General features: G+C 66.5%; 10 protein-coding genes. 8 read left to right on the top strand and 2 right to left on the bottom strand.

Going from position 1 to position 12,736, the window contains the following annotated elements; translation table 11 throughout:
• Nucleotides 1-68: 68 nt before the first annotated feature.
• The 3 genes from A9976_RS22795 (at nucleotide 69) to A9976_RS22785 (ending at nucleotide 5,140) form a co-directional block, all read left to right on the top strand.
• Nucleotides 69-2,558 (top strand): DNA internalization-related competence protein ComEC/Rec2, encoded by a 2,490-nt coding sequence (locus tag A9976_RS22795; protein WP_183020893.1) that lies wholly within the window; start codon nucleotides 69-71, stop codon nucleotides 2,556-2,558.
• 143 nt (nucleotides 2,559-2,701) lie between these two features.
• A complete protein-coding gene (locus A9976_RS22790; protein ID WP_183020892.1) occupies nucleotides 2,702-4,171 on the top strand; it encodes a circularly permuted type 2 ATP-grasp protein in 1,470 nt (489 codons plus the stop codon).
• A complete protein-coding gene (locus tag A9976_RS22785) occupies nucleotides 4,172-5,140 on the top strand; it encodes an alpha-E domain-containing protein (protein WP_183020891.1) in 969 nt (322 codons plus the stop codon).
• Nucleotides 5,141-5,213: 73 nt separating this feature from the next.
• Here the strand turns inward: A9976_RS22785 and A9976_RS22780 are convergent, their stop codons facing one another.
• Complete coding sequence (locus A9976_RS22780) at nucleotides 5,214-5,756, bottom strand: ureidoglycolate lyase (RefSeq protein WP_183020890.1); 543 nt, start codon at nucleotides 5,754-5,756, stop codon at nucleotides 5,214-5,216.
• Between the two features lie 203 nt (nucleotides 5,757-5,959).
• On the opposite strand from A9976_RS22780, the gene A9976_RS22775 reads away from it, so the two are divergent.
• The 3 genes from A9976_RS22775 (at nucleotide 5,960) to A9976_RS22765 (ending at nucleotide 9,509) form a co-directional block, all read left to right on the top strand.
• Complete coding sequence (locus A9976_RS22775; protein ID WP_183020889.1) at nucleotides 5,960-7,294, top strand: MFS transporter; 1,335 nt, start codon at nucleotides 5,960-5,962, stop codon at nucleotides 7,292-7,294.
• A gap of 98 nt (nucleotides 7,295-7,392) precedes the next feature.
• Nucleotides 7,393-8,112, top strand: coding sequence for a FadR/GntR family transcriptional regulator (locus A9976_RS22770; RefSeq protein ID WP_183020888.1), 720 nt, complete (start codon nucleotides 7,393-7,395; stop codon nucleotides 8,110-8,112).
• Nucleotides 8,113-8,210: 98 nt separating this feature from the next.
• Nucleotides 8,211-9,509 carry a sensor histidine kinase gene (locus tag A9976_RS22765; protein WP_183020887.1) on the top strand — a complete coding sequence of 433 codons (1,299 nt, stop codon included), beginning with the start codon at nucleotides 8,211-8,213 and terminating at the stop codon, nucleotides 9,507-9,509.
• Between the two features lie 94 nt (nucleotides 9,510-9,603).
• Here the strand turns inward: A9976_RS22765 and bfr are convergent, their stop codons facing one another.
• A complete protein-coding gene (gene bfr / locus A9976_RS22760) occupies nucleotides 9,604-10,080 on the bottom strand; it encodes a bacterioferritin (protein ID WP_016447611.1) in 477 nt (158 codons plus the stop codon).
• A gap of 369 nt (nucleotides 10,081-10,449) precedes the next feature.
• Between bfr and ahpC the strand changes: the two genes are divergently transcribed.
• A complete protein-coding gene (ahpC, locus tag A9976_RS22755; protein WP_012206871.1) occupies nucleotides 10,450-11,013 on the top strand; it encodes an alkyl hydroperoxide reductase subunit C in 564 nt (187 codons plus the stop codon).
• A 103-nt stretch (nucleotides 11,014-11,116) separates the two neighbouring features.
• Nucleotides 11,117-12,673, top strand: a complete 1,557-nt coding sequence (ahpF, locus tag A9976_RS22750; protein ID WP_183020886.1) for an alkyl hydroperoxide reductase subunit F — start codon at nucleotides 11,117-11,119, stop codon at nucleotides 12,671-12,673.
• The last annotated feature ends 63 nt before the right edge of the window (nucleotides 12,674-12,736 follow it).

The following is a 12,736-nucleotide window of genomic DNA, read 5'->3' as shown; positions in this document are numbered from 1 at the left end:
GTCTGATTGTTGTCTGAATCTGAGGCGGTGCATGGTGGCTGTGCGGCATACGCTCCTAGCATGCGTGGATGCACGCTGCGACACCTGCCCGAACCCTCTGGCCGTCTTCCTTGACCCCCCTGCTGCTCGGTTGCGTGACCGGTGCGGCCTGGCAGGTCACGCAGTCGCACCTGTGGCCGCTGTGGATGTATCTGCTCTTGGCGGGCATGGGGCTGGCAGGCCTGGCCTTGCGGGCATGGGCAGGCCGGCGCGGCCGTGGTGTACACCGCCTGTGGGCCGCCGTCTGCGCCGCCTTGCTGGTGGGCGGGTTGACCGGCTGGAGGGCCCAGGACTTTGCGGGCCAGGCGCTGTCGTCGGAGCTGGAGGGGCGTGACCTGCGCATCGTCGGCGTCGTTGCATCGCTTCCCCAGAACCTGGCCCAGGGCATGCGCTGGCGCATGGAGGTGGAGCAGGCTCGGATCGCCGGCAGCGAAGAGGTCTTGGCGCCGTTTCCTGCACTGATCGAACTGTCCTGGTATGCCCCCCGGGGCCGGCAGTCCAGAGGTGTTGCCATGCTGCCCGACCTGCGTCCCGGCCAGCGCTGGGCGTTGACCGTGCGGCTCAAGCGCCCGCATGGCACGCGCAATCCCCATGGTTTCGACTATGAGCTGTGGCAGTGGGAGCAGGGCGTGCAGGCCACGGGCCATGTACGCGAACAGCCCGCTGCACGCCAACTGGCCGACACCGGCAGCCATGCCCTGCAGCGCTGGCGCCAGCAGATGCGCGACGCCATCTTGGGCCGCACATCCGCGCTTGCGGCATCCCTGCAGCGCATCGGCCTGGACCCTGCCCATGCGCCGCGCATGCTGGGTGTGGTGGCCGCCCTGGCCATGGGCGACCAGCAGGCCATTGCGCGTGATGACTGGGCGCTGTTCCGACATACAGGCGTTGCCCATCTGATGAGCATTTCCGGCCTGCACATCACCTTGTTCGCATGGCTGGCAGCACTGGTGGTGAGGCGGCTGTGGCGCTGCAGCGCACGGGCCTGCCTGTGGTGTCCGGCGCCGCAGGCGGCGCTGCTGGCCGGCGTGCTGTTGGCGTGCGGCTATGCGCTGTTCAGCGGCTGGGGACTGCCTGCGCAGCGCACCGTCTGCATGCTGGCCAGCGTGGCTGCGCTGCGCGGCGCCGGACTGCGCTGGCCCTGGCCCGCCGTGTGGTGCCTGGCGCTGGCCGTGGTCGTGGTGCTGGACCCTTGGGCCCTGTGGCAGGCCGGCTTCTGGCTGAGCTTTGTGGCCGTGGGCGTGCTGCTGGCCACCGATGCGCGCATGCAGGGCGCGCAGCGGCCTTCGCTGCCTGCCCGTGCGCTGGCCTTGTGGGGCGAGCAATGGCGCATCTCGCTGGCTCTGGCACCGCTGGGCCTGATGCTGTTCGGCCAGCTGTCGCTGTCGGGGCTGCTGGCCAATCTGGCAGCCATTCCCTGGGTGACCTTCGTGGTCACGCCGCTGGCCCTGCTGGGGGCCTTGTGGCCGCCATTGTGGACAGGCGCTGCGCTGGCGCTGGCCCCGCTGCTGGAGCTGCTGCAATGGCTGGACCAGTGGGCCTGGGCCGTGGTGCAACTGCCGCAGCCGCCGCTGTGGGCGGGGCTGGCTGCGCTGTGCGGCGGCCTGGCGCTGGTGGCGCCGGTGCCTGCCGGATGGCGCTGCTGGGGCCTGGCCATGTGCCTGCCGGCCCTGTGGTGGCCGTCGCCGTCACCGGCGCATGGCGAGTTCGATCTGATGGCCGTGGACATAGGCCAGGGCAATGCCGTGCTGGTGCGTACGGCGCGGCACAGCCTGCTGTATGACACGGGGCCGCAGTACGGCCTGGACAGCAACGCAGGCGACCGGGTGCTGGTGCCGCTGTTGCAGGCTCTGGGCCTGAGGCTGGATGCCCTGTGGCTCAGCCACCGTGACAGCGACCATACCGGCGGCGCGTTGGCCGTGCGGGCCGCGCAGCCGCAGGCGGAGGTCTGGGGATCGGATTCCGTGATCCTCGACCCTGCGCTGGCCGGCCTGGGCGCTGTGCGCCGCTGCCAGGCGGGCCAGCACTGGGAATGGGATGGCGTGCGGCTGGAGGTGCTGCATCCGCCTGCCGGCGAGCTGTTGCCGCCCGCACGGGCGCTGGCCCATGCCAATGCGGGCAGCTGCGTGCTGCTGCTGCGCTCGGCATCTGGCGTGCAGGCCTTGCTGGCCGGTGACATCGAGGCTGCGCAGGAGCGGTCACTGGCAAGGGCTGGCGCCCTCACGCCCGTGCAGTGGCTGCTGGTGCCCCACCACGGCAGCCGCACTTCATCGAGCACCGCCCTGGTGCAGGCCCTGGCACCTCGCTGGGCCATGGTGCAGGCGGGATATCGCAGCCGTTATGGCCATCCTGTCCCCGAGGTGGTGCGCCGCTATGAGGCCCATGGCGCCGGCGTGGTGCAGTCGGCCCGCTGCGGCGCGGCGCACTGGCGCTCTTCGGACCCCGCGCACCTGGTCTGCGAGCGGGAAAGGGCGCGCCGCTATTGGGATGTGCACGTCACGCAGGGGCAGGGCGGATAGGGCGTGCGCCGATGGCGGAACAGGATGCATATGCTGGATACCGCTTGTCCGGATTGAGGTTACCTATCGCTACACTGGTGCGATACGAGGGCTGGCCCGTAGCTTGCTAGACCCCGTACACATGCAGCGACAGGAGGTGACGAATGCATCCATTTGACGAGATGTACACGATGACGCCGTTCGACGGCAGCGATGTGCGCCTGCACTACAAGGACTACGCGCAATGGCTTGCGCGCCAGTCCGAACAGACGCTGCGAGCGCGCAGCGCCGAGGCCGAGATCATCTTCCGGCGCGTCGGCATCACGTTCGCCGTCTACGGCGACAAGGACGAAAGCGGCGCCGGCAACGAGCGCCTCATCCCCTTCGACCTGATACCGCGCGTCATTCCCGCACATGAGTGGTCGCGCATGCAGGCGGGCCTGGTGCAGCGCGTGACCGCGCTCAACCGCTTCCTGCACGATGTCTATCACGACCAGGAGATCCTGCGCGCGGGCCTGGTGCCGCGCGAACTGGTGCTGAACAACAGCCAGTACCGGCCCGAGATGCGGGGCCTGGCGGTGCAGGGCGGCATCTACGCCCACATTGCCGGCATCGACATCGTGCGCGCTGCCGATGCCCAGGGCGAGGGCGTGTACTACGTGCTGGAGGACAACCTGCGCGTGCCCTCGGGCGTGTCGTACATGCTGGAGAACCGGCGCATGATGATGCGGCTGTTCCCGGACCTGTTCTCGCGCCATCCCGTGGAGCCCGTGGCCCACTATCCCGACATGCTGCTGGAGACGCTGCGCGCCAGCGCGCCGGCCGGCACGCCCGAGCCCACGGTGGTGGTGCTGACGCCCGGCATGCACAACAGCGCCTACTTCGAGCATGCCTTCCTGGCCCAGCAAATGGGCGTGGAGCTGGTCGAGGGCCAGGACCTGGTGGTGGACAAGGACGTGGTCTACATGCGCACCACGCGCGGCCCGCAGCGCGTGGACGTGATCTACCGGCGCGTGGACGATGATTTTCTCGACCCCGAAGTCTTCCGCCCCACCTCCACGCTGGGCTGCCCCGGCCTCATGCGCGCCTACCGTGCCGGCAACGTGAGCATCTGCAATGCAGCGGGCACGGGTGTGGCCGATGACAAATCGGTCTACCCCTATGTGCCGGAGATGATCCGCTTCTACCTGGGCGAGGAGCCCATCCTGCAGAACGTGCCGACCTGGCTGTGCCGCAAGCCCGATGACCTGCGCTACGTGCTCGACCACCTGGACGAGCTGGTGGTCAAGGAAGTCCACGGCGCCGGTGGCTACGGGATGCTGATCGGGCCTGCCGCCTCGCGCGGCGAGATCGAGGATTTTCGCCGCGCGCTCATCGCCAATCCCGGCGGCTATATCGCGCAGCCCACGCTGGCGCTGTCCACCTGCCCCACCCTGGTGGAGCAGGGCATCGCGCCAAGGCACATCGATCTGCGGCCCTTCGTGCTCAGCGGCAACCGGGTGCGCATGGTGGCCGGCGGCCTCACCCGCGTGGCGCTCAAGGAGGGCTCGCTGGTGGTCAATTCATCACAGGGCGGCGGCACCAAGGACACCTGGGTGCTGGGGGCCGGTGAGTCAAACGAGGGAGGACATTGAATGCTCAGCCGTACTGCCGATCATCTGTACTGGATGTCCCGCTACACGGAGCGTGCGGAGAACACCGCCCGCATGCTCAACGTCTCCTATGACACCTCCATGCTGCCCCAGGCGCCGCAGGTGGCGCGCAAGGCCTGGCAGGGCGTGCTGTCCATCAGCGAGCTGATCCCCGCCTACGTCTCCCGCCACGGCGAGGTGCAGCGCGAGGCCGTGCTGCACTTCATGGTGTGCGACGAGAGCAACTCCTCGTCCATCGCCTCCTGCCTGCGCGCTGCGCGGGAGAACGCGCGCGCCGTGCGCGGCGCCCTGACCACCGAGGCCTGGGAGACCCAGAACCAGACCTGGCTGGAGCTCAAGCGCCTGCTGGCCGAGGGCGACTGGGAGCGCGATCCGGGCCAGTTCTTCGAATGGGTCAAGCACCGCTCGCACCTGTCGCGCGGCGTGACGCTGGGCACCATGCTGCAGGACGAGGCCTTCCACTTCCTGCGCCTGGGCACCTTCATCGAGCGCGCCGACAACACGGCACGCCTGCTGGACGTGAAGTTCCACGCCATCGAGCGCGACTACCACGGCAGCGCACGCAACGGCGCATCGGGCAAGGCGGCCACGCCGTTCGACTTCTACCACTGGAGCGCGCTGCTGCGCAGCGTCTCGGCCTTCGAGGTCTACCGCAAGGTCTACCGCGACGTGATCACGCCCGAGCGCGTGGCCGAGCTGCTGATGCTGCGCAGCGACATGCCGCGCTCGCTGCTGGCCAGCCTGCTGGAGGTGGTGGCCAACCTGGAAAGCGTGGCCAACGGCCAGTCGCGCGAGACCCAGCGCAAGGCAGGCCGCCTGCTGGCCGACCTGCGCTATGCGCGCATCGACGAAATCCTGGCCACGGGCCTGCACGCCTATCTCACGCAGTTCCTGGACCGCGTGCACGACCTGGGCCAGGGCATCAGCCGGGACTTTCTGGTGCCGGCCTGAGTCCGCCGGCCGCCATGCAGCGCAAAGCCGCCCTCGGGCGGCTTTGTTCATTGGTTCATTAGGCGGGCCGAATTCAGGCCTGCGCGCTGCCCAGGTCCAGCACAACGCCCTCGGCGCCGCCGATGGGCAGCACGTCGCAGTTGTCGCCAGGGCCGCCACGGTCGATCACGATGAAGCGCGCCGGCGCATTCAACGCGATCAGCGAGTGGTGCCAGACGCCGCGCCGGTAGTTCACGCCCTGGCGGCCGTCGGTGATGAAGGCGCGCAGGTCGCCGGTTGCCACCTGTTCGCCCAGGGGGGCCACCACCACGATGAAGGGCTGCGCATCCAGCGGCATGAAGGCCTGGCTGCCCAGGGGGTGGCGCTCCATGCTGGTCAGCCGCAGGGGCAGCGCATAGGGCCGGGCATGGAACAGGTTGATCAGCCCATGGCCTTCGCTTCCGCCCGTGTCCACGCGGGCCAGGGCGTGGTAGCGCTCGGTCATGCCATCGTTGATGAGCAGCGGCGTGTGGCCTGTGCTGTCCAGGACCTCGCCAAACTCGGCAAAGGCCTCGGCGGTCAGCGGCTGGGCGCGCAGGCAAAGGCTGGCGGGGCGGGTCTCTGACAAAGTGTTCACGAAGTTTGGCCTCTTGTTTTCATACTGGTAATACCAGTTTGCAGTTGGACCGGATTTTTGTCAAACCTCGGGGAATTGGTTTTGCTTGCGTTGAATTGGGGTAAATGCGAGTGCACACGGTAAAGCGCTGGGGGTACCGTTCGCTTCGTAATTTCATACCGGTAATACCAGTTGGTCGCAACTCCTCAACCAAGGACTCCCTGATGTCATCTCTTCCCGCATCTGCCGAGGTCGCCGGCGCGGCGCCGGCGCTGGCCAGCGAAACGCCGGCCGAGGCCGCCGTCTACCGCAAGGTGGCCTGGCGCCTGCTGCCCTTCATCATGGCCTGCTATGTGGCGGCCTACCTGGACCGGGTGAACGTGGGCTTCGCCAAGCTGCACATGCTGGCCGACCTGCAGTTCAGCGAGGCCATGTACGGCCTGGGTGCGGGGCTGTTCTTCATCGGCTACTTCTTCTTCGAGGTGCCCAGCAACATGCTGATGCACCGCATAGGCGCCAAGGCCACCATCTCGCGGATCATGATCATGTGGAGCCTGATCTCGGCGGCCATGATGTTCGTGAGCACGCCCACGCAGTTCTACGTGCTGCGCTTTCTGCTGGGCGCGGCCGAGGCGGGCTTCTACCCCGGCATGATCCTGTACATGACCTACTGGTTTCCGTCGTACCGGCGCGCCCGCATGGTGGCGCTGTTCATGTGCGCGATTCCGGTCTCGGGCATCCTGGGCGGCCCGCTGTCGGGCGGCATCATGGACCTGATGCAGGGCGTGGCGGGGCTGCGCGGCTGGCAATGGCTGTTCCTGCTCGAGGCCATCCCCTCGCTGATCCTGGGCCTGGCCGTGCTCTGGTACCTGGACAACGGCATCCGCGCCGCCCGCTGGTTGACCGAGGCGGAAAAGACCCTGCTGGAGCGCAACATCGCCCGCGAGAACGCCAGCAAGAGCGATAGCTATGTGACGCTGCGCGCGCTGTTCTCCGACCCGCGCATCATCAAGATGGCCCTGATCTGCTTTTGCACCGTCATGGGCCAGTACGGCCTCACGTTCTGGCTGCCCAGCCTGATCCGCCAGTCGGGCGTGGAAGGCGCCTTTCACATCGGCCTGCTGACGGCCGTGCCGTTCTCGGTGGCCGTGGTGTCCATGAACCTGGTCAGCCGCAGTTCGGACCGCATGCGCGAGCGCCGCTGGCACCTGATCGTGCCGTTCTGCGTGGGCGCAGCGGGCCTGATGCTGTCGGCCATCTTCAGCGGCAACGTCTATCTGTCGCTGGCCGCCCTGGCGCTGGCCGCGGGCGGCAGCCTGGCGACCTCGCCGCTGTTCTGGAGCCTGCCCACGGCCATCCTGTCCAGCGCGGGTGCGGCAGCCGGCATTGCGCTGATCAACTCCTTTGCCAACCTGGCCGGCTTCATCAGTCCCTACATGATCGGCCTCATCAAGGATGCGACGCAGAGCACCAATGCCGCCATGTTCGTGCTGGCCGGCGTGCTGCTGTTCGGCGCCTTCCTGACCTATACGGTGCCGGCCAAGCTGGTCAACAAGTAGAGGCACCGACGCCGCACGACCACACGACCATGCGGCAGCGGTGCGCAGTCGCTAAGATCAGCGCACCTGCCGCCCCCGACCCCGAGACCTGCCAACGCATGGAACCCAGCACCGCTTCCAGTCCTTCCTCCAGCACCGCCGTTGCCGGCAATGCCGCCCGCGTGATCCGCGAGTGGATCGAGGGCGGCGTGTATCCGGTGGGCGCGCTGCTGCCGTCGCAGCGCGACCTGTCGGAGCAACTGGGCATCAGCCGGACCTCGCTGCGCGAGGCGCTGTCCACGCTGCAGGGGCTGGGCTTGGTCGTGGCGCGGCCCGGCAAGGGCATGTACGTGACCGAGGCCACTGACGCCCCGGCCTCTGCCGCAGAGGCCTGGCGCTTTGCCGACTCGCATGCGCTCACCGATGTCTATCAGCTGCGCTATGCGCTGGAGGGCTTTGTCGCGCGCCTGGCAGCCTTGGTGGTGCAGCCCGAGGACGTGGCGGCCCTGCAGGCCAACCTGCAGGCCATGCAGCAGAGCATCGAGCTGGCCGATTTCGTGCAGGCCACGCGCCTGGATTTCGAGTTTCACCTGCAGATCGCCACCATCTCGGGCAACCATGCGATTGCCGACGTGCTGCGCGGCAGCGGCGAGGTCATGCAGGAAAGCCAGCGCCTGCCGTACTACAAGCGCGGCGCGCGCCATGCGACCGCCGAGGAGCATGCCGCCATCATCGATGCCCTGTCCCAGGGCCGGCCCGAGCTGGCCCAGCAGGCCATGGCCACGCACATCGTGCAGGCCGCCCAGCGCGCGGGCGTGCACTTTCCCACCGGCCTGTAGGCGAGCCAGCGCGTGCCCGATGGGCCGTGTTTTTGGCCTTACCATCATCGGCGCAACGCATTTTCCCCCTATCTACAGACCGCCACGGATGCCGATCCATGACAAGCCAAGGAAATGAACTCTGCATACTGGCAGATGCCCTCGCGGCGCAGCGCGAAGGACTCTTGCAGACATGGCGCAAGGCCGTCAGGCGGGACCCGGCACTGACCGCCGGCGAGGCGCTTCCCCGCACCCAGTTGAACGATCACATTCCGGCCGTGCTGGCCGCGTTCGAGCAGCAATTGCGGGCCCTCGGCGGTGCCCCGGCAGGCGATGCCGAGCCGCCGGTCGATGGCGAGCAGGCCGCCGCCCATGGCCTGCACCGCTGGCAACAGGGCTATGACCTGCATGAAGTCGTGCGCGAGCTGGGCCTGCTCAACGAAGTCATGGTGGCGCAACTGGAGGCCTATGCCGAGGAGCGTCCCGATGCGCATGGCGCCATGCCCGTTGCGCGCAAGGCCTGGGCCGCCACCTATACGCGCGATGTGCAGGACAGCAGCACCCAGTATTTCCGCCTGCAGCAGCAGGAGGCAGAGGGCCATGTGCGGGACCTGGAAGCGGCGCTGCATGACGTGAGCGCGCTGGACCTGCAGCGCTCGCAGCTGTGGGAGCAGGTCGCGCATGACCTGCGCAGCAACGTCGGCGTGGTGGCCAATGTGACGCATGGCCTGGGCATGCAGCATGCGCCGGCGCACTCGCGCGAGAAACTCCTGCGCATGCTGGACCGCAACGTCCAGTCGCTGCGTCATCTGCTGGATGACGTGACGGAACTGGCCAAGCTGCACGCCGGGCGCGAGCATCGCCAGCTGACCTCCTTTGACGCAGCCGAGGTGATCACCCATCTGTGCGAGGGGCTGCAGGCCCTGGCCAACGATCGCGGCCTGTACCTGCATCTGCAGGGGCCGGGGACGATGCCGGTGGAAGGGGATGCCTTGAAACTGCGCCGCATCGCGCAGAACCTGATACTCAACGCGCTCAAGTACACCCAGGAGGGTGGTGTCACGGTGAAGTGGGCTCTTTGCGATGGGGAGGATCGGCGCCGCTGGATGCTCTCCATCGGGGACACGGGTCCTGGCATGGCGCCTGCGGCGCCCTTGGTTGCCGCCCTCAAGCAGGCCACGGACATGGACCCTTCGGGCCACCTGGCGTCGGGTGCGTCCGGAGAGGTCCGCACCGGGGGCGTGCCGCAGCAAGGCGTTGCGGCGACCAGCTACCGCAGCGGTGCAGGCGAGGGGATAGGCCTGTCCATCGTCAAGCGGCTGGCGGAATTGCTGGACGCCACGATCGAGGTGCAGTCTGCCGCGCAGGCCGGCACGACCTTTCTTCTGTTGTTTCCGCTGCGATATGCCGACGAGTGACCGATAGCTGGGCCAGAAGATGAAAAAACGGGCACACAGGCCCGTCGTTTCGAGTGCGGGGTGCGGCCTGTGCCGCCGCCCCTGAGTCCGATGCTCAGGACTCTTCGTCCATTTGCGACTGCAGGTAGTTCTGGATGCCGACCTTGTCGATCAGGTCCAGCTGGGTCTCCAGGTAGTCGATGTGCTCCTCGGTGTCGTCCAGGATCTTCTGCAGCAGGTCGCGCGAGACGTAGTCGCGCACGCTTTCGCAGTGGGCAATGCCGTCCTTGATGGTCTGCTGCGCGGTTTTCTCGCTGCTCAGGTCGCAAGCCAGGGCTTCGGGCACGTCCTCGCCGACTTGCAGCTTGCCCAGGTCCTGCAGGTTGGGCAGGCCGTCGAGCACGAAGATGCGGTCCATGAGCCAGTCGGCATGCTTCATCTCGCCGATGGATTCCTTGTATTCCTTCTTGGCCAGCTTGTCGAAGCCCCAGTGCTTGTACATGCGGTAGTGCAGGAAGTACTGGTTGATGGCCGTCAGCTCGTTCTTGAGTTGGGCTTGCAGCCAGGTGATGACTTGTGCGTCGCCTTGCATGGGGGACTCCTTTGTTGTGCGTGGGGCGACCGCGCCGGGTGCTGATCGCTATAGGGATGGATTGTCTAGGGTTTCTGCGTCAGATCAAGCAAACCCCTGTTACCGCGCATTGGCTGCTTATGAGGCGCGTTCTCGTTCGCGGCCCTGCAGGCCGACGCGGCTGCGGGGTTGCTGCATTGCCTTGTCATATTTCGGCCCAAAATAGACTCTTCAGGCCGTTAGCGGGTTGGCTAAGCCCGCAGGCCTGGAGACAAGGATGTCCGCATAGTTTTTGGCAATCAAATGAATTCAATCAATTCATTGGATCAATTGACTGCCTGGGCCTAGACTTCGTCCTGTGTTCACTCACCAACCACAAAGGAAACAGCAATGTCCGTGATCAACACCCAAATCAAGCCCTTCAAGACGCAGGCCTTCAAGAACGGCAAGTTCATCGAAGTGACCGAAAAGGACGTCCTGGGCAAGTGGGCCGTGTTCTTCTTCTACCCCGCTGACTTCACCTTCGTGTGCCCCACCGAACTGGGCGACGTGGCCGACCACTACGACGAACTGCAAAAGCTGGGCGTGGAAGTCTTCTCCGTGTCCACCGACACCCACTTCGTGCACAAGGCATGGCACGACACGTCGGACACCATCCGCAAGATCAAGTACACGATGCTGGGCGATCCCACCTGGGAAATCAGCAACAACTTCGAAGTCCTGCGTCCCGGCCAGGGCCTTGCTGACCGTGGCACCTTCATCGTCGACCCCGATGGCGTGATCCAGGCCGTGGAAATCACCGCCGAAGGCATTGGCCGCAACGCCGTCGATCTGCTGCGCAAGGTCAAGGCTGCCCAGTACGTCCGCAACCACCCCGGTGAAGTCTGCCCCGCCAAGTGGGAAGAAGGCGACAAGACCCTGGCTCCCTCGCTCGACCTGGTCGGCAAGATCTAAGCGGTACACCGCTTCCTGTTCACAGTTGAACTGTTGAAGACGCCCGGGTGCCTGGCGCCCGGGCTTTTTTTTCCGAAAATTCGTATTTCCCTAGGAGTCCGACATGCTTGACAACAACCTGAAAGCCCAATTGCAGGCCTACCTGGAGCGCCTGCAGCGTCCGGTGGAGCTGGTGGCTTCGCTGGATGACAGCCAGGGTGCGCGCGAGCTGAAGGAACTGCTGCTGGAAATCCGCGAGCTGAGCGACAAGATCACCGTCGTCGAGCACAACGACGCCGAGGTGCGCAAGCCCTCGTTCCTGATCACCAATCCCGGCGTGGACAGCGGCGTGCGTTTCGCAGGCGTCCCCCTGGGCCATGAATTCACCTCGCTGGTGCTGGCCCTGCTGCAGGTCGGCGGCCATCCGTCCAAGGAATCGGCCGAGCTGCTGGAGCAGGTGCGCAATATCGACGTGCCGCTGCACTTCGAGACCTATTACTCGCTGTCCTGCCACAACTGTCCCGACGTGGTGCAGGCGCTGAACCTGATGTCCGTGCTCAATCCCAAGATCAGCCACACCGCCATCGACGGCGGGCTGTTCCAGAAGGAGGTCGAGCAGCGCGAAGTCATGGGCGTGCCCACCGTCTTCGTCAACGGCCAGCGCTTCGGCCAGGGCCGCATGGAACTGGCCGAGATCGTGGCCAAGGTCGACACCGGCGCCGCTTCGCGTGAAGCGGCCAAGATTTCCGCCAAGGACGCCTTCGATGTGCTGATCGTCGGTGGTGGCCCCGCCGGCGCGGCCGCTGCCATCTATGCGGCGCGCAAGGGCATCCGCACCGGCATTGCCGCCGAGCGCTTCGGCGGCCAGGTGCTGGACACCGTGGACATCGAGAACTTCATCTCGGTCTCCAAGACCGAAGGCCCGCAACTGGCCGCCGCCATGGAGCGCCATGTGCGCGACTATGAGGTGGACATCATGAACCTGCAGACGGCGTCCAAACTGATCCCGGCTGCCACGGAAGACGGGCTGATCGAGGTGCAGACCGCCTCGGGCGCCAGCCTCAAGGCCAAGACCGTCATCCTCTCGACCGGCGCGCGCTGGCGCAACATGAACGTGCCGGGCGAGGACAAGTACCGCACCAAGGGCGTGACCTACTGCCCGCACTGCGACGGCCCGCTGTTCAAGGGCAAGAATGTGGCCGTGATCGGCGGCGGCAACTCGGGCGTGGAAGCGGCCATCGACCTGGCCGGCATCGTGCGCAGCGTGACGCTGCTGGAGTTCGCCGGCGAACTCAAGGCCGATGCCGTGCTGCAGAAGAAGCTCAAGAGCCTGCCCAATGTGACCGTCATCCTCAACGCCCAGACCACCGAGGTCAACGGCGATGGCAAGAAGGTCACCGGCCTGACCTACAAGGACCGCACGACGGAAGAGGTCAAGACCGTGGCGCTGGAAGGCATCTTCGTGCAGATCGGCCTGCTGCCCAACACCGACTGGCTCAAGGGCACGGTGGAGCTGACGCGCTTCGGCGAGATCGTGATCGACGCCAAGGGCCACACCAGCGTGCCCGGCGTGTTCGGCGCAGGCGACTGCACCAACGTGCCGTACAAGCAGATCATCATCGCTGCCGGCGCCGGCTCCACCGCCGCGCTGTCGGCCTTCGACCACCTGATCCGCCACTGACCAGCTGCTGACCAGCCGCTGCTGCGCCATGGCGCGGAGCAGGCCATGGAAAGGGCCCGGATG

Origin of the sequence: Delftia sp. UME58, from assembly GCF_014170385.1 — a bacterium.
Classification (GTDB): Bacteria; Pseudomonadota; Gammaproteobacteria; order Burkholderiales; family Burkholderiaceae_C; genus Comamonas; species Comamonas acidovorans.
Note: the sequence above shows the minus strand (reverse complement) of the source record. Positions and strands in the feature narration are given on the sequence as shown.